18 protein-coding genes are annotated in these 21643 nt (G+C 39.4%); 11 read left to right on the top strand and 7 right to left on the bottom strand.

All coding sequences use genetic code 11. The features are described 5' to 3' along the window. The first annotated feature begins 154 nt into the window (after positions 1-154). Complete coding sequence (locus tag NMK93_RS12330) at positions 155-340, top strand: hypothetical protein (RefSeq protein ID WP_185216778.1); 186 nt, start codon at positions 155-157, stop codon at positions 338-340. 57 nt (positions 341-397) lie between these two features. After that, entirely contained in the window at positions 398-2155 is a 1758-nt protein-coding gene (locus tag NMK93_RS12335; protein WP_254527627.1) for a hypothetical protein, read from the top strand. Here NMK93_RS12335 and NMK93_RS12340 read toward each other — a convergent pair. Both NMK93_RS12340 and NMK93_RS12345 read right to left on the bottom strand, forming a co-directional pair. Further along, entirely contained in the window at positions 2152-4101 is a 1950-nt protein-coding gene (locus NMK93_RS12340; protein WP_254527629.1) for a glycoside hydrolase family 172 protein, read from the bottom strand. The genes NMK93_RS12335 and NMK93_RS12340 overlap by 4 nt on opposite strands. Before the next feature lie 194 nt (positions 4102-4295). Beyond that, the gene (locus NMK93_RS12345; protein WP_254527631.1) at positions 4296-5831 is read right to left on the bottom strand and encodes a glycoside hydrolase family 43 protein; all 1536 of its coding nucleotides are present in this window, start codon (positions 5829-5831) and stop codon (positions 4296-4298) included. A gap of 222 nt (positions 5832-6053) precedes the next feature. Here NMK93_RS12345 and NMK93_RS12350 point away from each other — a divergent pair, with 222 nt between their 5' ends. The 4 genes from NMK93_RS12350 (at position 6054) to NMK93_RS12365 (ending at position 8919) form a co-directional block, all read left to right on the top strand. Next, positions 6054-6614: a biliverdin-producing heme oxygenase gene (locus NMK93_RS12350; RefSeq protein ID WP_254527633.1), complete on the top strand. Its 561-nt coding sequence runs from the start codon at positions 6054-6056 to the stop codon at positions 6612-6614. An 86-nt stretch (positions 6615-6700) separates the two neighbouring features. After that, entirely contained in the window at positions 6701-7402 is a 702-nt protein-coding gene (locus NMK93_RS12355; protein WP_254527635.1) for a DKNYY domain-containing protein, read from the top strand. A 54-nt stretch (positions 7403-7456) separates the two neighbouring features. Next, on the top strand, positions 7457-7660 hold the full coding sequence (locus tag NMK93_RS12360; RefSeq protein ID WP_254527638.1) for a YwbE family protein: 204 nt from the start codon (positions 7457-7459) through the stop codon (positions 7658-7660). Positions 7661-7794: 134 nt separating this feature from the next. Beyond that, a complete protein-coding gene (locus NMK93_RS12365) occupies positions 7795-8919 on the top strand; it encodes a peptidoglycan bridge formation glycyltransferase FemA/FemB family protein (RefSeq protein ID WP_254527641.1) in 1125 nt (374 codons plus the stop codon). Positions 8920-8978: 59 nt separating this feature from the next. Here NMK93_RS12365 and NMK93_RS12370 read toward each other — a convergent pair whose 3' ends face one another. From NMK93_RS12370 to NMK93_RS12380, 3 genes are read right to left on the bottom strand one after another with little or no spacing between them, the layout of a single operon-like run. After that, on the bottom strand, positions 8979-9167 hold the full coding sequence (locus NMK93_RS12370) for a hypothetical protein (protein ID WP_185212565.1): 189 nt from the start codon (positions 9165-9167) through the stop codon (positions 8979-8981). 25 nt (positions 9168-9192) lie between these two features. Further along, the gene (locus tag NMK93_RS12375) at positions 9193-9654 is read right to left on the bottom strand and encodes a DUF5675 family protein (RefSeq protein ID WP_254527642.1); all 462 of its coding nucleotides are present in this window, start codon (positions 9652-9654) and stop codon (positions 9193-9195) included. Beyond that, on the bottom strand, positions 9654-10289 hold the full coding sequence (locus tag NMK93_RS12380; RefSeq protein ID WP_254527643.1) for a DUF6266 family protein: 636 nt from the start codon (positions 10287-10289) through the stop codon (positions 9654-9656). The genes NMK93_RS12375 and NMK93_RS12380 overlap by 1 nt, the downstream gene beginning before the upstream one ends. Before the next feature lie 321 nt (positions 10290-10610). Between NMK93_RS12380 and NMK93_RS12385 the strand changes: the two genes are divergently transcribed. Beyond that, a complete protein-coding gene (locus NMK93_RS12385) occupies positions 10611-12569 on the top strand; it encodes a M48 family metalloprotease (RefSeq protein ID WP_254527644.1) in 1959 nt (652 codons plus the stop codon). Between the two features lie 49 nt (positions 12570-12618). Here the strand turns inward: NMK93_RS12385 and NMK93_RS12390 are convergent, their stop codons facing one another. Both NMK93_RS12390 and NMK93_RS12395 read right to left on the bottom strand, forming a co-directional pair. Then, entirely contained in the window at positions 12619-14307 is a 1689-nt protein-coding gene (locus NMK93_RS12390; RefSeq protein ID WP_254527645.1) for a RagB/SusD family nutrient uptake outer membrane protein, read from the bottom strand. Between the two features lie 11 nt (positions 14308-14318). Further along, a complete protein-coding gene (locus tag NMK93_RS12395) occupies positions 14319-17279 on the bottom strand; it encodes a SusC/RagA family TonB-linked outer membrane protein (RefSeq protein WP_185216796.1) in 2961 nt (986 codons plus the stop codon). Between the two features lie 185 nt (positions 17280-17464). On the opposite strand from NMK93_RS12395, the gene NMK93_RS12400 reads away from it, so the two are divergent. From NMK93_RS12400 to NMK93_RS12415, 4 genes are all read left to right on the top strand, one after another. After that, positions 17465-17947 carry a very short patch repair endonuclease gene (locus tag NMK93_RS12400; RefSeq protein WP_185212571.1) on the top strand — a complete coding sequence of 161 codons (483 nt, stop codon included), beginning with the start codon at positions 17465-17467 and terminating at the stop codon, positions 17945-17947. Between the two features lie 186 nt (positions 17948-18133). After that, entirely contained in the window at positions 18134-19012 is an 879-nt protein-coding gene (gene prpB / locus NMK93_RS12405; RefSeq protein ID WP_185212572.1) for a methylisocitrate lyase, read from the top strand. Between the two features lies 1 nt (position 19013). Beyond that, on the top strand, positions 19014-20171 hold the full coding sequence (gene prpC / locus NMK93_RS12410; protein ID WP_185212573.1) for a 2-methylcitrate synthase: 1158 nt from the start codon (positions 19014-19016) through the stop codon (positions 20169-20171). Between the two features lie 23 nt (positions 20172-20194). Further along, on the top strand, positions 20195-21643 hold the full coding sequence (locus NMK93_RS12415) for a bifunctional 2-methylcitrate dehydratase/aconitate hydratase (RefSeq protein WP_254527646.1): 1449 nt from the start codon (positions 20195-20197) through the stop codon (positions 21641-21643).

A 21643-nucleotide genomic window follows, 5' to 3' on the forward strand; every position in this document is an offset into this window, starting at 1 on the left:
TAAAGCTTACTACATAAAAGTTAATTTTATTAACATAAATATATGTTGGTTATACATTTACTTATTTATTTAAACAATACAATATATTTTCGCTCACATTTTTAATTATTTAGTTAATAAACACACAATAACTATTTCTTTGCAAACAAATAGCATGGACCACAGCACTAACAAAAAGAAAGTTTATGTCAAGCCAATTATCCTCATCGAAGAATTCGAATTAGAGGAAGGGATTGCAGTCGGATCTTATAATATTAAGACAGGAGGACCTTCAAATGAACCTAAAGTAGAAGATTGGGACATGAACACAGATGGTAAATTCAAGAATTTTGATCTATAAATTCTTAAAAAAAACAATTAAGAACCAAGCTCAAATTAAACCAATACTTAATTTAACATGATAACAGTTAATAAGACCTATTTATTTCATGCTATTTTCCTGATTTTTATCTTAACTATACTAGCATGTAAAAAGCAAACTGGAGAAACAGAGAAACCTAACCCTTCCAAAGAAAATTCACTTCACTTTAGAATTCAAGGTGTCCAAGACATCAGTGAACCTGAATTGAATCATGATAATAGTAAAGCTTCAAATAGTGTTACAGCAAGGAGACGAAAGATTGCAGCAGAAAGTGAAATCGTAAGTTTAGATGGTATTGATGCCATTATGAAGGTAACAGAGGAAATACCCAGCCATTACCCAGATAAGATGGAAAAGAAATCCCTCACGGTAAAGAACAAACAGTCCAGAACTTCGGGCAATGGAAATTTTGCCCGCGCGATCTCCCAACTGAAAAATGGTGTGCGATATAAAATTGTACTATATAAAGCTGATCCTAATGGCAAGCCAATCGAATTTGTTGACCAAGCTGATGGTCAGGTTGGTGGTACGGATGTTTCCATTGAAGCATACAGAAACACGAATTATCGATGGTATGCATATACTTACAACAACAACAGTCCTTTAGAAGTATTTACAGCAAATCAAAACAGCCTACCAGTAAAACCTTCTGGAAACAATAATTTATTGAGGCAGGACTTTGCTTATGCTACTGGCCTCATAACTACTGGCAATGTCATCGATGGCAGTAGCAGCATCAACAACATTGTCTTGACCAGGAAAACCGCTCAGATCATCGTTGAAATTAACTCTAGGGGCATGTTCGGCGCAATAGCTTATGCCAGCCCTCGATTCAAGGACAACTCAGGTCTTAGCAGAGCTGATTTCAGATTAATCGATAGCAGTTACCAGAACCCAAGTACTATGATAAGTGCCTTGAATGTCTATAACCATCATGGTTCTGGTTTTTCCGTACCAGTGGGAACTGATTCTGTTCCAGAACCAGATTGGAAAAGAAGATACACCTTTTATACAGTTGCTAATGGAACTGCACCTGTAAACTTGGTTGTTTCTTTGGACACCCTTAAAATAAAAAGCGAGCGACTTTCTGAATATGGTGACAACCCTTATTATTTAGAAAGAGAGTTTTATAATCGTGCATTCAGTTTCCCAAATTTTATCCCTCAACCTGGAAAAAGTTATTTTATTTCAATCAAATTGGTTGAATCTGCTATTCCAATTGGTAATACCATGTGGGCTAGAGCAAATGTGTACCGAAATATTAAAAGCCCTAGACTACCTGGCAATTTTTATGAATACAGATTCCGATATGACAACCCTATTTTCAATTCGACCGATGATGTCCCCCACATGACCGATATGTTTACCAATGATATCTACAATATAGGTGGCAAGAACATCTGTGAAAGAATCTATCCAGAAGGAGTTTGGGATTTACCAACAAGAGATGATTTCAATCAATTGGATGATTATTCCAACAAAGAGTTACAGACTGTAGGCTTAAATTGGTATACGAGAATAATCCCACAAAATCCTACATCCTTATCAATCGGATATGTTGATGGGTATCTTAATTTTGTTCCAATGGGTTACAAAAGAATCAGCACAGAAGGATTTAGTCAATATTTCCCTAACAGTTTAAACTTTATGCAAACAAAAGGCTATTGGAGAACCAAGGAAGCTGCTGTATTTGCACAGTTCAATTACAGTCTCATGTCCAGAAATTATATCAATACCGGAAATTATACAGCGAATTGGAATGCTTGCATCCGATGTGTCAGAAAAAAAGGTTAATCGCCGATTTTTTCCAAAAATATCCGATCTAGCTCAAATTCATTACCTTTCTCTCCCTGCTTCCGGACGTGAAAGGTAATGGAATTGGTTTGTTTCGTGATCTTAATAGTTCCCATTTCTACCTTCTCATTCAATTTCTCTTGTGCAGCTAGGCTTGACTTCCAATCTGCAATTAGCTTTTGCCTTTGCCAAATGGCGAATTCAGCCCCATTTTCCTTCTCAAAATAGGAAATCGACAATTTATACTCGCCTTCTGGAACATCAGTGAGCATAATTCGAACGGTATGATGCCCATCAGAACGCATCCTTAATCCACGGTCTTGCTTGACTTCTGCCCCACCACCAAGTGTTACTTCCATCAACTGTGGGAAATACTCATGAACCGTTGGCAAATAAACCTGACGAAGTGCATCTGTAGGCTCAATTTTTGAACGCAAAGGTTGGGCAGCATAATACATGGCGATAGATGTATAATCCACTGGAAACTCATTACCTTCTGGACCATGCTCTATAACATGGTCAATCTCCTTTTCAAAAGGCATTTTATCCGTCATGAAAAAACGATAGGCCCCTGTCCTTCCCATTGGCAAACTATAATCCAGTGATCCATGGATGGGCAAACTTATCCCACGGTCCCATCTGTCCAACAAAGCATACCAGCCCCCATTATAATAATCTTCTGAACCTGTTCCATGCAACCTTTGTTTCCCATCGATATGGGTGACATCATCCCCCTCAAAGAACAAGGTCATGCCCGGCCTTAAGCCTTGAGCCAGATGAATGGTCCCTACATAATGACCCTTTCCATTAGTTTTTAAAAATTCATAATATTTACCTGTCTCTGGCTTTTCCCTTCGCCATACCGCATAAAACTTCCCTTCTTTCTCCTTTTCTCTTGCCTCATCTGTATAGTAAACCTTAGTTTTGATTGATATGGGCGCTTGTTCCAGATTGGCTCTTTTCTTATAGACCATTTTCAGTTCAGCAGATCGGTCAAAAGGCATAGGCATATAGCTATAGTTTAGGTTTCCCTTACTCCCCATTAATAGACCCCGCATAGCTTTTTTACCATAGGCATATCCAAAGAAATCAGCAACCGGAGCATAAACAGCTTCAATTTTTTCATCATCCCATATTGCAGACAATACAATATCTTTTTCCATCCCTTCAAATGATGTCCCTGCATCCACTTCCAGCCCAACAATCCTTCCACCCTTATTTGCTTTAAAAAAGTCAAGTTCTTCACCTGGGTTGATTACAAATGTCTTTTCTACGACCTGAATACCCGCTGACTTGCCTTTAGCAAATAGATCGGCACCTGGATCCATACCCATATAAATTTTACTTAGCTCCTCAATCTTGGCCTTTTCGATTGGCGAATAGGTCCCGGTATAAGATTCAACTTTTCTATCAGGCATTTGCCTATTCTGGATCTGTAAGAACAGGATTTTCTCCCCTTCAAAAACTATTTTCAACGACTTCTTATAAGGAATGGGAAGATAGGTAAAATAGCCCCCGACCTCATTCCCAGAAATTCCCTTCACAAATGGAAAAACATTCCCTGAAAAAAGATCTGAAAAACGGATCCTCAACCTAGCTTCTTTTTCACCATCAAAATAGAAGGCCAGGGTATCATCGGTTGGGGTCGGTGTCCAAATTCTATTGACAACACCCGATCCCTTAAAATCTGCAATGACCAAATGATTCCCTTCTTTTCGGATAAAAGAATAGGCTCCTCCAAATCCATCATCGTTTTTACCTGTCCGATCATAACTTGATATTTGTTCAATATATTCGCCGGTCCTATAGGATGGAAGTAAATCAGGACGGATTAAATTATCCAACTCCTCAACAAAACTATACGGTGATTTTTGCGGAAATGCCGGATGACTGTTTAAAACAATAAAAGTAATGGCCAAAATTGACAGGTAATAAGCTCTTTTCATGGCAATGGATTTTGAAAATTAAACTGCTGTTTATAAAGGTATTAAACGTTTAAGCTACTCTAAGATAAAGAAAATAACATAAATTAGACCCTCTTTCCAGAATAGCAATTCGTCAAGATTGTACTTAATTGTACGGAATCTGGATACAAAAACGCCATTTTACCTTTTAGGATAGAATGGCGTTTTTATATGTTTTAATAAGTTAAGGACAGTTCAGTAAATACTGCTTTTTTATTGGAACCACCTTTGACTTGCAGGCCTGGCCTTGGACTACGGTCCCAAGGTGCAAGTTCCTTAAGGTTAAAGCTGCTTGCATCGTTTATTTCCATAACTTTCCAAATATCTTCTTGAACCGAAAAGGATGCCGTACAGCTAAGATCATCTTTTGTCTGAAGCCTTAGGGAAATTTCTTTCGTATTCCCTGGAATTTCTTGGCTAGAAAGGATCTTGTACTCCTCCCCACTTGCCTGCCATACTATAACTTTCTTTCCTTGAACAGATAGACCAAGAGCACGATCTTTATCTCCATAGATCACTACCCCTTTCAGAAGTTCTTGATCCGACTTCAATAAATCCAATTTGGCAGTTAGGTCGTATTTCTTGCTTGCAGGCCTCCAAGTTAACACAGACCCAACTTCATTTGCTTTTATCTCAGCAGCAGATAGTTCCAAGCCCGTTGAATTCAATTCTATTTTAGGAATAGCATTCCTAAAATCCCATTGCCCAAACAAAGCTGATCGTTTAATATTCTTGAAATCCAAACTGAAACTTGATGATCCATCTTCACTATCATTTTTTATGAAATCAAAAACAGGCTTATTTTGATCTGACCATTCCAACTTTGCCAATAAACCTTGCCTTCCAGTAAAGACCGTCCCATCTTGGCTATAACCATGAAATAGGTAATAATAATCTCCTTTTTTGTCGGTCACAAAAGTACCATGACCCATGCATTTCCATCTTTCGTTGCTTCCTAATAGCACAGACTCACCTACATCTTCATATGGTCCTCTAATAGTTTTTGAGCGAACCGCCTGTACATGGTAATCACATCCTGGACCGCAGCATGCTCCAGCAGAATAAAACATATAGTAATACCCATCTTTCTTAATAAAACTCTGCCCCTCTATACCAATTTTTGCAGTATCTTGTAAAATAGAAAATGGTTCGCCCTCAAGCTTCATACCGTCCGCTGAAAGTTTACTGCCCAATAACTCTATAGGTCGCTGATCAAGACCATAGGCTTTCCAGGTCATGTAAAGATCCTTACCATCCCTGACAACAAATGCATCGATAGACTCGGTTCCATAATCTACAACAATCCCTTGATCGACAAAACCTCGATCCGGAAATTTGGAAGTTGCAACCCCGATACAGGAAACTCCATCTGACTTACGCTTTGCGGAGTAATACACGTAGTAAGTCCCATTCTGATAAAAGTATTCTGGTGCCCAAAAGGAAGATGCGATCCAGTCAGGAGTTTTTTCAAAAACAAAACCCACCTGTTTCCATTCCCTTAAATCTGTCGAGGTATAAATGGGCAAATGGGGAGCCCACTCACTGGAAGTTCCCACTGCATAATATTTTCCATTGGCTGATATGACGCTAGGGTCTGCAAAATCACCAACTATTCTTGCTTGGTTCTGTGCCCTTAATGGCGAAGAAATGAAAACAGCAACAATCAGGAAAATACCTGCTAATATTCTTTGAAAAGTTAGTTCGTAATTCATAAGGTTTGTATTGATTAACTGCAAAATAGCAAATAATTCACAGCCAATCAAGGCTTAGCTAAATTGTTTAAGCCATCTATATATGAATGCAATGAAAGATTATTATTGAACGCAATTTCCGCATCCAAATTGTAGCTTGCGGAATCTCCGTAATCCTTTTTTTACATCCTAAATACAATTAATGCCCTAAAAATTGGTTTATTTATTAAACACATAAAAATCATGCTAAGTAAAATTATCAAGGAAGAAACTAAAGGGTCTCACCAAAGGCTTGAAGCTAAAATGGTTAGAATAATCAAAAAAATTAAAACTGAAGCTGAATATGCGACCTTTTTAAAAAGTTTCTACGCTTATTTCCATGCCTTAGAACAAGAAACCGGAAAATTCATTAACACCGAAATATTACCTGACAAAGCCATGCGCAGAGATTCTTCCTATATTCTAGCAGACATCCAAAGCCTTGGGTTCGATTTAAGCAGCCTACCTCCAGCAGAAGCGCCCAAAGTTGAAAATACATTGCAGGCATTAAGTTCATTCTACGTATTAGAAGGATCCATCATGGGCGGCCCATATATCGTTCAAATGTTAAAGAAAAATGGCATCACAAAAGGCTTTTCATTTTTCGAAGGCTATGGGGATCAAAGTGAAGAAATGTGGAAAAAATACACTGATGCATTGAACAAATTTGCTTCAGACCCTTCTCAAGAAAAGTCAGCAATTGATATTGCCAATCAAACATTTGATAATTTTGAGGAAGTTTTTATGGCTGAAATAGAAAAATAGCGAATAAATAGAACAGTCTTAGAACTGGTATTTTTGGTATATTTATTTTTACATCTTTATCTTCTAACCATGTAAACAATTTACCCATGGAACTCTTCAAAACTTTAAAAAGAGAAGACCTCAAAAGACTATTCGATAATTTTTATCAGTATAGAGATAAAGTCTTACAATTTAGGGACTATACAAACCAAGTCATTGAAGTCCCTAAAGCTGACCCTGATACTTTCAGAAAAGTTTCGGGATTTTTTGCTGACAAAAACCATGTCTATCGAGAATGCCTACAAGATGATTCCCCTGCAAAAACCATTGTTAATGCCTACGGACACCGAATGAACAACCCCGAAGCAAAATGGCAGATTGTAATAGTGGATGGCCTGGACGGCAAGTCATTTAATTATATCCAAGATAAATACGACACCGTTTATTGGAAAGATAAAAACGGAATATACATCAGAAAAGATGGAAACCTGAAAGCACTAGTAAATGTGGACCCTAAATCCTTTCAATACCTTGATTTTCTGTATGGAAAGGACAATCGACATATCTATTATGAAGACCAGATCCTTCCAATCGACGTTGATGATTATTCCCTGGATCAATGGGGTTTTATTAAAGATCAATTCCGAATTTTTCATTACGATTTCGAGATTGGATTAGACCCCCAATCATTTGAAGTGGAATATTATAACCTCATCAAACAGCCCATCATACTATTGGACAAAAATGGAAAATATGAATACACTCGCTCTATCCAAAATGATTCAAAAATTATAAAGCAAGAAAGTTAATCGACTAAATCCATTAGAATGGCTAAATTCGCAACTCTATAAACAAAGCAAAAAATGAGCGATCCAAATTCTAGAAGCAACATCAAACCGGGCATCTTGGTTAATATTATCCTAAAAAAAGACCAAAGATCTGGAAATCTCACCGAAGGAATTGTGAAAGATATCCTTACTTCTGCTCCCTACCATAGCCGGGGAATCAAAGTTAGGCTCACTGATGGCCAGGTTGGTAGAGTCGCTGAAATTATCGACGAAGACTAAATAGCGCTTTCTAACAACAACGTGACAATTAAATTCGTTTAGCCAACTTTTATTGGTTATGTTTGCCTCTTTTTGGCACAAAGACCGGTGATTTATTTATTCTCGCCAGCCTTTCCTATAGAATAAAGAGCATCATGATCGCAGATTTAGAAGATAAACAGATAAAAGAAATCTACAGAACCTCTATTATCCAACAGACCGCTTATTGGTCTGAAGTCAAGAAAATGCAAGGGGTTCAAAGCGTAGCCTATAACTTTAAGGTAAAGTCATCCGATTTGTTCAATCATCCAGCTGATGACACCTATATCATTGGCGACCTGCTGATCATCATTCAGCACCTTGATGCCGATCACTGTATTGCCTATGTTCCTTATGGCCCTGAAATTGAACCAGAGGCTGAAAACCAAGGCTATTTCCTGGAACAACTTTCCGAAAGCCTCAGAAGTTATCTTCCCTCATCCTGTATCATGATCCGATATGACCTATCATGGGAATCCTTATGGGCAAAAGAAGATGATTGCTATGACATTCATGGAAACTGGATCGGTGTTCCAGAAAAAAGAATTCAAGAACTAAGGTTTAACTTCAATACTGAAAATTGGAATCTTCGTAAAGCTAATACAGATATTCTCCCTTCCAATACGATCTTCATGGATCTCAAAAAAAATGAAGAAGATATCTTGGCTAACATGAAGTCCAAGACCCGTTATAATATCAATCTCTCAAAAAGAAAAGGTGTAGAAATCCGATCCTTAGGCATAGAAAACCTAGATGTTTGGTATGAACTTTATCGCCAAACAGCGCAGAGAAACAACTTCTTCCTGCATGACATCAACTATTTTAAGGTGGTTTTAAGCGCTCGGGCAAATGATACCCAATCACCTGCGCAGGTATTTCTCTTGGTCGCTCAAGTAGATGAACAACCTCTTGCAGCCATGTTTTTAGTCCTTGCGGGCAATAGAGGAACTTACCTCTACGGAGCTTCTGCTACCGAAAACAGAAATTATATGGCCACTTATGCACTGCAATGGAAAGCAATGCAGTTAGCTAAAGAAAATGGCTGTACTGAATATGACTTCTTTGGAATATCCCCGCAAGCGGATGAATCACATCCTATGTATGGATTATATCGATTCAAATCAGGTTTTGGCGGACAAGTGTATCACCGGATGGGTTGTTGGGACTACCCTCTGAATAAAGAAAAATACAACTATTATGCTTCCATGGAATTTCAAAACCAAAGCTATCATCTCAACTAAAAAAATAAAATTGGCAGTCCAATGAAGGACTGCCAATCTCATTTTAATTATTCTTTCAATTATCTAAATACAAATCTTTTTACTTTAGCGTCTTTTTTAACATCTCGGTTGGCATAAAACCATTGCTTTAAGATATCAAGCAACAAACCTAAGTATTTGATCAGTATCATGACTTTCCCAGGAAACTTGATTGATGATGACCTCACCATCAATAGGATTTGGGATAATGCCTCTAAAATTAATTTCATTCATTTTCCAATTTTGCTCTGAGGATCAATCATATTTAAACTCCTGTAAGCGGTTAACAATTTTGATTCTTCCCGACCCCATCCTTATCTTTTCTACCAAAACGGGATACCAAGTTTTATAGGCCAAGGCAGATTGAATAATCATAAAATCTTGACCTTCCTTCCTGAAATAACTTCCCATTAACGGACAGCCTTTAGTATCGGTATGATAATTTCCGATATGGAAAAACACGAGTGAAAAGGCAGGAATTTTTCGGATCTCCAGCATACCTTGGTGACGTCTGCCAAATTTAGGCGCATATTGACTGTTCATCGCTGCCGTGCTATTTAGCTCAAGTGGATAATTCCCTTCAGGAATACAGGTTCTTCCGAAAACTTTTGAAGACCTGATCTTATCCTCCAAAATATAAAATGCAAACAAACCGTCGATATAGAGATGAGATAAAGTACTATTTTCAGCACTGTACACTCTGACCAACTCGATCATTAGACAATAAATTCTTTTACAAATTGACTTTCAGAAATCCTTTTGGTCTTCTTATCAATAGAATACACCCATATTGCCAGTTTATCGCCTTTCTCAAATAGATTCATTGAAATTTCTGCAGTTGATATTTTTCGAGTACCTAATGACAAGTGATGGAAGTGCTTTTTATGCTCATTAAAAATGACCCCTCTAATCTCAACTTCCGCTAATGGAACCAAATACTTCGCCTCTGGAGCCCAAGTCAGCAAAATAGACTGATCTGTCTGTTTTCCGCTTAAATCAATGATCTGTTCTACGGTCCCTTTGCTGATAATAATTTTTGAGTAATCCAATTTGATTTCAGGTAAATTCCCTTGTACAGCATTCCGCAAAATATGGCTGGACAAAAGGTTCGCCGATGTCATGTACCTGATTTTTTCATCCTCATAATTTTCCTTCAAAAAATCTCGCAATGGATTTACAAAACTCATGACTAAGCTAAATTTAGCCTGTTGGTTCAACATCTTTTCTGAAGGTACTCTTTTGACCTTTTTTGGAAGTGAGCGGATATATTCTATCCCCCTCCAACTTCCACCAACTACTGAACCTACTTTTCCTGAAAAACTTCCTAAAATTCCGTTTGAAATAATTGCCATTTTTTTAATTTTTAAAATTTAACCATTCGATTGCATGCAATGCTGTTTTGATATCGACAGCTAAACTCTAGTTTTCTTTGCCCATAAATACATGTTGAAATAGTTTGGCACTGTTTGAAACGATATGGAACAATATGGAACAGAAAACAACTCAATGAGAGGAGCCTAAAAAACAAACTATGAATTTTGTTTAGTATAAATTTTTATATTAGACTTAACTAATTAACATTTATGGACATTCAAATTTCCCAAGCTTTTCAATCCCGGGTTAAAAAAACTCTTTTTTCAATTTTCGTATTTATTTTAGTCTACTGCATCCTTTTGCTAACTGCGATAGCAATCACGGCTTCTTTCTCTTATTTCGGAATCTGGACGATTGTGAATTATCCTAATTTCTTGACGATCACACTCGGATTAGGTTTGATTGCAGCAGGGTTTATGATCTTGTTTTTCTTGATCAAATTTATTTTCGCAACGAATAAGACCGACACCAGTGAGTTCATCGAAGTCACCCAAGAAGAACAACCTGAATTGTTTGCCATGATCCATCAATTAGTAAATGAAATAAAAACTGACTTCCCTCAAAAGGTCTTTTTGACTTACAACGTTAATGCTTCCGTATTTTATAATTCTAGCTTTTGGAGTATGTTTTTTCCAGTTAGAAAAAACCTACAGATTGGCGTGGGATTAATAAATTCATTGACCAACCAAGAATTGAGGGCTATCCTAGCCCATGAATTCGGCCATTTTTCGCAACGAAGCATGAAGGTCGGCAGCTATGTATATAATGTGAACAATGTTATTTTCAACATGCTCTACAACAATGAATCCTTGAGAAAGATGCATGAAAACATTGCCGGTTTGAGCTCCTATCTTGCCTTACCATTATATATTTCCATTTTCTCCATAAATGGAATTCAAAAGATCCTCCAGAAACTATATGACTATATCAACATAAATTATCTTGCCCTTTCCAGGGAAATGGAATTTCATGCTGATGAAATTGCGGCCAATGTGGCTGGATCAAAGGCCATGGCAGATAGTTTACAAAGATTGAGCTTCGCAAATCATTCCTTGGAAAGCGTCATTTCTTTTTATGAAAAGAACCATAACCAAAACTGGTTGCCCAAAGACATCTATGAAAACCAGCAGGTGGTTAATTTATTTCTTGCTAAAAAGAACAATTACGAAATCAACAATGGCTTCCCCATGGTACCTTTGGATGCTGAGTCAAAATACAATAAATCTAAATTGAATATAGAAAACCAATGGCAGTCGCATCCATCAACTCAAGACCGCATCAGGGCCATTGCAAAAATGGATATTCAGGTTGATTACAACAATCAATCTCCTGCTATCGAGTTACTCAAGAATAAGGATAACTTATTCCAAAAAATAAAAAACCATCTATTTGTCAACCTCAATCACCAAGGCCCCATTAAACAGTTAGATACTCTGGAATTCCAGCAAAACTTTGTGAAGGATTTTGAGAAAAATGATTTTGATGAAATGTATAATGACTTTTATTTCTTCATCAATCCGATAATTGAAGATTTCTCCAAGCTGGATTACCATGCTGAGCCAATTTCAATCTCTGAACTATTTTCCGATCATAATCGAGACCTTTCCTTTGACCTTAATTCCTTATTGAATGATAAACAGACCTTAACTGATATCAAAAACAAAACCTATAAGATCAAATCATTTGATTATGATGGGGTAAAATATAAAAGCTCGGATGCTAATCAAATCCTCAAATCCGTAGAAATTGAAATTCAAGCTAAACAGGCACAGATAAATGAAATAAACACAAAATCATTTGAAACCTTCTATAGTCTTGCGGATAACGATTTGACCAAAAGCCAATTAAAGAAGAAATATGAAGTGATGAAGGAAATGGAAGCAAGCTTTGAGAATCGCATCCAATTCTATTATGACCTGACGCAAAGGTATGCCTTTGTTTATGAACAGATTGAGTATTCTGAAATTATCAGTCATTTAATGAAAAACAAATCCCTGGAAACGAGATTAAAGACCGAAATCTCAACGCTCCTTAGCAATTCAGATTTGACCGTAGAACTCGCAAAGGATACATTGGATGGCTTGACCAGATTTGTCAATAACGACTTGGTATATTTTGAAGGATCAGCCTATCACGACGACAACTTAAATCTATTATTCACGGCTATCCATCAATACTACTACATGACCTTTAGGGCTTACTTCCTCCATAAGTACAACCTACTTAATTTTCAGAAGGACCTCTACAGAGGTTCATAAAAAAAGAGTGACTGATGCAGTCACTCTTTCTTCTTTCATCCAAATATGATTATTCGTAGCCTGGATTCTGTTGTAAGTTATTATTACCTGCAATAGCTTCATTCGGAACAGGAAATCTGTTTAAATGAGCAGAATTGCTGGCCACATGATCCCACCATTTCTCCGTAGTAAAGGCTTTCCAGCGAACTAAATCAGTCCTTCTTCTTCCTTCACCTAGAAACTCAATGCTCCACTCGTCAAGCAAGCGGTATTTGTCAAGGTTAGCAACCGTCACAGGATTAGGATCCTTTCCACCTTCAAAATTACGCTTACGCACTTGGTTGATCAGATTTGCCGCCTCTGCAGCATTCCCTGCACGGAAATTACATTCGGCAAGCATGTAATAAACCTCTGCCAAACGAATGATAGGCATATCTGCGCCCCATCTCAAGGTATTGTCGTTCAGATTTGGAATCGGAACTTTAACCAAACGAACTCCCGTATTCTCTTCTCCCTCTGACATTTTAGATGGTAATTGACTGACACTCGAATATTTCTTGCCTGCTCCTACTTCTGTAAACCTTCCTACCTGATCCACAAAATTCAATGGCTTATCCTTATACTCCTCTCCTCCAACTATTGCTTTTCCATCTGGAGTCAAGTGTGGACCTATAATGAACATACCTTCATAATTTCCACTTCCATTGTATTTGTATGGCTTCTTTCTGAAATCGCCAGCTGAATATTTCTCATATGGAGCACCTAACTTAAAGTCAGTGGTATACAAACTTCCGTCTGGCTTGCGCGATGGTGTCAAGTGGGCACCATTGTTCGCCCCCATATCTTGGTTGAAATACTGACGGGTGTTATAATGATAAAAATCAGCATAGAACCAACTATATTCCAGTTTTTTGAATTCCGAGGGCATAGACCATAGGATTTCTGGCGATTTATCATTGGTAAAGGTATGGGGACCATTCCATTGCGTATCTAAAGAATAACTGCCATATTGATTATTGATGATGGCCTGGGCCAAGGTTTTCGCTTCATTGTACATCGGTTTATTGATATACGACTCCGCATTGAAATAAAGCTGTGCCAGCATGGCAGCAACCGCTCCCTTGGTAATGGCACCGTCTTCCTGCTCACCAGCCTTTTTAGCTGGAATGTTTTCCAAAGCTGCTTTCAACAATTTTTCAATATGGTTGAACAGTTCCACATCGGTATTTCGTGGTAAAGCCTCGCCTTCAAGTGATTCGAAAATTGGCATCCCTCCGAAATAATCCAAACCCCGTAAATAGAAATAGGCAATCAAGGCATCCAATTGACTCAAATGCGATGCTTTAATTTCATCGGTCAGTGCAAATTGCGTATAATCTAACTTCTCTAAATCGCTTTTCGCATCCAATGCCAAAGCTACACCCATTAGTGTGCCTCTCCAGCTACCCCAAATCCATCCATCATCCGGTGTCCAACGATGATAGTGAAATCTTTCATTCTCACCCCCATTATACCAGTGCCTACCTTTGGTGGTAATGGCAAAATTATCTGCTGTATATTCTTGCAAGCGCCAACGGTCTTCCCCCATATACCATTTAGCATGGGTAAACGGGCGAAATAAGGCCGCTTGAATATCTTTCTCACTCTTAAAAAAGGTCTCTGGTGTTACCGAGCTGTAAAACTCTTGATCAAGCTTGGTACAACTGTTTGTTGTCAACAAACCAAAACCTGCACATAGAAATATTATATATTTTTTCATGGTCGTTTTCATTAAAAATTAAGTTGTAAGCCCATCATAAAGGTTCTTGTCTTTGGATAAACATTCCTTTCCTCAAAGCCTGGATCCAATCCGTTGATGTTCACCTCAGGATCCAATCCGCTGTATTTGGTGAATACAAAAAGATCTCTTCCAGTTGCATAAACTCTCAAGCTCTTAAATGGCTTTATCATTTCCCTGTTGAACGTGTAACCAATATTGATTGCATCCACTTTCAAGAAAGTCCCTTTTTCCAACCAGTAATCAGATAGTTCTTTTTCACCCTTGATATCCTTATGTTTTTCATAAGCCTCATCCAATACATTCTGTCCCTTTACATTTGGTAAGCTGTAGTACATATTGATCATATTGAAAACATCATGACCGATCCAGCTTCTCATATAAATATTGGCATCCCAATTTTTATAGGTAAACTCATTGTTCCATGACAACTGAATGGTAGGAATCGCTTGTCCAACAAATTTCTTATCACCTACAGTTTTGTTCTTGTCGCGTACGTCGAAGGCATTACCGTCCTTATCGTATAACATCCAATAGCCATCATCGGTAAATCCAGCAAACTGCCATAAGAAGAACCTTCCGATTTCCTCTCCTGGATACAACCTAACAGCAGATCCCGGAGAACCTGGAGCTGGGAATCCCTTACGATCAGAAAACGTCTGGCTTCCCCATAGTGAATTTAATTTACTCGTATTGTGCGAAGCAACAACTGAAGTTCTGTAACTGAAATTCTCTTTTTGAACAGCATTGTAATTCAACTCAAATTCAAAACCGTTATTCTCCATACTACCCACGTTCATCGTTGTTTTATCGTGGATCGCCGGAGGTTGCGAAACAGAAATATCATAGATCAGGTCATCAATCTTACGTTTATAGATATCAAATCGACCACTCAACTTATTGTTCAGGATGGTAAAGTCCATTCCTAAGTTGTATTCTTTTTTCACTTCCCATTTAATGCCTGGGTTCTGGTTATGTTTCACCCCATAGGTACGGAACCATTGTCCGTTTTGCAAGAACCAAGTATCCGCTGAGTACATCCGTGTTGATACCTCGGCACCGAAGCCCTCATTTCCTGTCTCACCGTATCCCGCTCTGAATTTTAAGTCATCAATAAAGGTGACATCTTTCATAAACGGTTCCTGAGACATTCTCCAGCCTAAGGATAGACCTGGGAAGAATCCCCAACGGTTTTCTGGAGCAAACTTCGAAGAGCCCTCATATCGAGCAGTAGCTGTCACAATATATCGGTCTAGATAGGAATAATTAACACGTCCAAAGAAGGCAGCCAATTTCACCCATGGATTTCTCCATGAACCCATTCCAGCACGCCCATCCGGCAAAAACGAACCTGTCCCCATGTCGTTTTCTTTGATACCGTCAACTGGAAAATCAGAGTTATTCATATCAAAGCCGCGGCCATTGAAATCTTGATAACTATAACCTCCAACGGCATTGACCGAATGTTCTTCCCAACGTCTGGTATAATTTACCGTCCATTCAAAAACACGATCCAAATTACGTTGGAATGCCTGACTTGCATATCCATCGATTCCGTCCTGTCTAGATAAGCGATGTTGTGCCGAACGGAAGAAACTTCCATGCTCTGAATTACTTTTGATACCAACGGTAGCACTGGTGCTTAAATAGTCAGTAAGATTCAATTTCAAGGTTGAGTTCGCTAATAGGTAGCGATATTGCCTTCTATCATCTCTTAACATAACTTCAGCAACTGGATTCCAATAATCATAACCTCCGACCAAAACATTATAGCCGGTCAGGTCATTAGCATTGTATGGCGTTTCGGTTGGATTTAATACCATGGCCATATTGAAGATGTCATTATTGGTAAAATCGGCATCTACTTGGTTATAACTGGCATTGGTTGACAATTCTGCAAATCCATCAAAAAACCTGAAATTGGTATTGACACGACCGCCGATCTCCCCTCTTTTAGATCCAAGTGCAATACCCTTGGCATCTCTTTTTACGAAAGTGGCATAGACGTTGGCATCTTCCGAACCTCCACTGACATTCAGCACTTGACGGTGACTGAAAGGGTTCTTATTGGTGACTTCATCATACCAATCGGTTCTATGGCCTAGGTCGTCTCCAAGGCCAACTTCCACAAATTTCTCTGGTGATAAAACTTGTGGTCGCTTCCGAACCGTTTCCATAAAGTACTCGGATGTAAAGTTTACAGTTGGTTTTCCGATCTGTGGCCTTTTGGTAGTGATCAAGATGACACCCCCGGATGCACGTGTACCGTAAATGGCAGCTGCGGATGCATCTCGAAGAACCGAAATGGATTCGATGTCTTCTTTGGCAACCGAGTTCACATCACCTCCAGGTACCCCATCAATTACCACCAATGGACCTTGTGAGGCGTTAACGGAGTTTACTCCGCGCAATTGTACACTGACCGATGAGTTCGGGTCGCTACCGTTGTTTGATGAAACATTCAGGCCTGCAACCTTGCCCTGCATCGAAAGTAACGGCGAAACTGTACCTGGAACAAAATCTTTGGGCTTGATGGTAGTTACGGCACTGGTCAGTTCCTTTTTGTCCAAGGAACCATAACCAACCACCACCACTTCATCCAGTCCTTGCGCATCTTCTGATAAGACTACATTTACTGAATTCCCTGTTACAGGAACATCCTGGTTTAAAAAGCCGATCATGGTGACCGTTAAGGTCGATCCTGCTGGCACATCCGACAATTCAAAATTCCCGTTGACATCCGTCTGGGTCTTAATTCTGCTTCCTTTCAAGGTGATTGTCGCACCGGAAAGGGCCTCCCCCTTTGAGTCTTTGACCGTTCCCGTGATTTTTTGCTGAGGGGCCGTATAGACTGCCGGACTCGCAAATAATGGAGAAATGGGAACCATACTAAGGGAGCCACTGAACAATAGAATCTTTGTCAGGGTCCTAAAATAACTCTTCTGTTTTTTCATTAGTTAAGTAGGTTTTGTTAGAAATCTAGGTTTACTGTAACTCAAAATAGAAAAAAAACAACACTTAACAAATTTTGCAGCAAATTAAATATTACTAGGAAAAGTCAAGCCAGTATAAGTATAACTATTCTTACAAAACCTTTCCTATTACTTCAGAAATCACACATTTTCCTTAATTTTAGTAGATGGTTAATAAGTTTTACAATGACAGCCCAATACAAGTTCCTCGCTTTGAGGAGTCGAAAGGATTTTATACCAGTAAAAAGCGAAGTAAGATAATGTCTAAGATCAAAGGCAAAAACTCTAAACCCGAACTTATATTGCGCAAAGCACTTTGGAATAAAAACATCCGATACCGAATCCATCAAAAGAAACTTCCGGGAAGCCCAGATATCGTCATCCACCGATACAAATTAGCCATCTTTGTCGATGGTGAATTTTGGCATGGCTATGATTGGGAAAATGTAAAATCGAAAATAAAGAGCAACCAAGCTTTTTGGATTCCAAAAATCGAAAGAAATATGCAAAAGGATTTCTTCAACAACAAGGCCTTGCGTGATCTAGGCTATACGGTATTCAGGTTCTGGTCCCATGAAGTAATTAAGGATCTGAAAAAAGTCCTGAACCAAATCGATCTGTTTATTGAAACCAGAAGCCTTTACCCTTAATTCAATGGCTTTCAAAATCAGTCTATTCCCTATCTATTAAGGCCAATTTCTTATTCATCTTTTCCAGCATAAAAATTCCGATAACCCATAAATTTTCCTACCTTTAAGAGAGAGGCAAATTGACGTTACCTTAGTTCATTTTCCCTTACCATTATCATTTTATAAACTATTTATCCCGTCACATATATGAAGGATTCTGCAGGTCGTAAATTTAAAGAAGCTATTCAATCTGAAACCCCTTTACAGGTCGTAGGCGCTATTAATGCTAACCATGCATTATTGGCGGAACAATCTGGATTTAAAGCCATTTACCTATCCGGTGGTGGCGTAGCAGCTGGTTCATTAGGAATCCCTGATCTCGGGATCACCACGTTAGAGGATGTCCTGATCGATGTGCAGCGGATCACCAACGTGTGCTCGCTGCCCTTATTGGTAGATATCGACACTGGCTTTGGTCCCTCGGCATTCAACATCGCCAGAACGATCAAATCCTTGGAAAAAGCAGGTGCCGCCGGTATCCACATGGAAGACCAGGTCGGTGCAAAACGATGCGGCCATAGACCCGGCAAGGAACTGGTCTCTACTGAAGAGATGGTTGATAGGATCAAGGCTGCAGTGCATGCACGGACAGACCCTGATTTTCAAATTGGAGCAAGGACAGATGCCATTGCCTCCGAGGGGTTGGACAAGGCCTTGGAACGTGCCGTTGCCTATCAAATTGCTGGGGCTGATTTCATTTTTGCAGAAGCAGTGACCAAATTGGAGGATTACCTACGATTCGCTGAAGCTACAGGCTTACCGATCCTAGCCAACATAACAGAATTTGGAAAAACAGACTTATACACTGTTCAGCAATTAAAGGATGTGCGCGTCTCCATCGTCCTGTATCCGCTATCAGCATTTCGTGCGGCCAACAAAGCTGCCCTCAATGTCTACCAGCATATCAGAAAGGATGGTTCCCAAGCGCAAGTTATCGACAGCATGCAAACTCGGGAAGAACTTTATCAAAGTATCGACTATTATCGGTATGAAAACGAACTAGACCAATTGTTTAAAAACAAATAATATGAAAGAAGCAAATGAATCAGGTTTCAAACCTAAAAAAAGCGTTGCCCTTTCGGGTGTTCCTGCTGGAAATACAAGCCTTTGTACCGTCGGTAAAAGCGGAAATGACCTTCATTATAGAGGTTACGACATCTTGGACCTTGCAGAAAAAGCTAGCTTTGAAGAAGTAGCTTACCTGTTGATCCATGAACATCTTCCAACTCAAAAAGAACTGGATTCTTACCAGCAAAAACTGATCAAGGACCGTGGACTTCCACAGCAATTAAAAGAGGTACTGAAATTGATCCCAGAATTTGCGCATCCCATGGATTTACTCCGGACTTCGGTTTCGGTTTTTGGCAATCTTGAGCCCGAGCCCCTCCAGCACGAGGTGGAAACAACCAGAAATATTATCGATCGATTAATGGCAAGCATGGGTTCTGCCCTACTCTACTGGTACCATTACAGTCATAATCAAAAGGAAATCAATGTAAAAACAGATGATGCGACAATCGGTGGCCATTTCCTTCATCTATTGCACGGAAAAAAACCAAGTGATTCTTGGGTAGAGGCCATGCAGGTTTCCCTAAACCTCTATGCTGAGCATGAATTCAATGCATCGACTTTTACAGCTAGGGTCATTGCCGGTACAGGTTCTGATATCTATTCCTGTATCGCTGGGGCCATTGGTGCGCTACGTGGTCCAAAACATGGCGGCGCAAATGAGGTAGCCTATGAAATCCAGGAACGGTATGCCAACGCTGACGAAGCCGAAGCCGATATCAAAAAGAGATTGGCGAATAAAGAAGTCATCATCGGCTTTGGACACCCTGTCTATACCATCGCCGATCCAAGAAATCAAGTCATAAAGAAAATTGCAAAAAAACTCTCCGAAGAAAGTGGAGATATGCGTTTATTCGATATCGCCGAGCGGATAGAAACCGTAATGTGGGATGAAAAACGTATGTTCCCGAATCTGGACTGGTTTTCTGCGGTGGCCTACCATATAATGGGAATCCCTACCGATATGTTCACGCCTCTGTTTGTCATGTCCAGGATTTCGGGATGGGGCGCCCATGTGATTGAACAGCGCCAAGACGGTAAAATCATTAGGCCTAGCGCCAATTATACAGGCCCGGAAAATAGAGAATTTATCCCCATAGCAGAAAGAAAAAATTAATACAAAAACACTTATATATTAGAATGTCATCACATATTCCAAACAACAGACCAAATCCTGACCAGGTTTTGGTTGATATTGCAGATTATATCCTTGATTTTAAAATCAATAGTGATTTAGCTTTAAAAACAGCTCACTATTGTTTCCTTGACACTATAGGCTGTGGCTTTGAAGCTCTAACCTATCCCGCTTGCACAAAATTAATGGGCCCCATTGTTCCCGGAACGGTAGTTCCAAATGGTGCTAAGGTCCCAGGGACACCTTTTCAATTAGACCCTATCCAAGCCGCATTCAATATTGGCGCCATGGTCCGTTGGCTAGATTTCAATGACACCTGGTTAGCCGCAGAATGGGGACACCCTTCAGATAACTTGGGCGGAATCCTCGCCGTTGCCGATTGGATTTCCAGAAACAGGGTTGCTGCCGGCAAAAAACCTTTGATCATGTTGGACGTTTTGGAATCCATGATCATGGCCCATGAAGTTCAAGGCGTCCTGGCATTGGAAAACTCCTTTAATAAGGTTGGGCTTGATCACGTTATCTTGGTAAAGGTGGCTTCAACAGCCGTGGTGAGCAAACTATTGGGATTGAACAAAGAGGAACTGATCAATGCGCTTTCCCTTGCCTTTGTAGATGGACAGTCACTCAGGACCTATAGACATGCACCTAATACGGGTAGCCGTAAATCTTGGGCGGCTGGAGATGCAACTTCCAGAGCAGTTCGCTTGGCTTTGATTGCCCAAAAAGGTGAAATGGGATATCCTTCCGTATTGACCGCTCCGGTGTGGGGATTTTATGATGTCTCCTTTAAAGGAAATGCATTTAAATTCCAACGCCCATACGGAACTTATGTTATGGAAAACGTCCTTTTCAAGATTTCATTCCCAGCTGAGTTCCACTCTCAAACTGCAGTGGAGGCAGCGATGACCTTGCATCAGCAATTAAAAGATGCCGGAAAATCATCCGATGACATCAAGAGTATCAAAATCAGGACTCACGAAGCAGCCATCCGGATCATAGATAAAAAAGGTCCACTACATAATCCTGCGGATCGTGACCATGCTATCCAATATATGGTGGCCGTTCCTTTAATCTTTGGTCGACTGACAGCTGCTGACTACGAAGATAATGTTGCTGCAGATCTTAGGATCGACGCCCTTAGGGAAAAAATAACCTGTTTCGAGGATCCTCAATTCAGCAAAGATTACCACGATCCTGAAAAAAGATCAATCGCTAACGCCTTGACCGTTGAGTTGAATGACGGAAGGATATTGGAAGAGGTGGTAGTGGAATATCCTATTGGTCACCGTAGACGCCGTGATGAAGGAATCCCGAAACTGATCGAAAAGTATAAAATCAATCTTGCAAGGGTCTTCGCAGAAAAACAACAGAAAACAATTCTTGAAAACACCCTGGATTACGATAAGATTAAAGATATCCCTGTCCATGAATTAGTGGATTTAATGGTATAA

It is taken from the genome of Sphingobacterium sp. LZ7M1, from assembly GCF_024296865.1.
GTDB lineage: Bacteria > Bacteroidota > Bacteroidia > Sphingobacteriales > Sphingobacteriaceae > Sphingobacterium.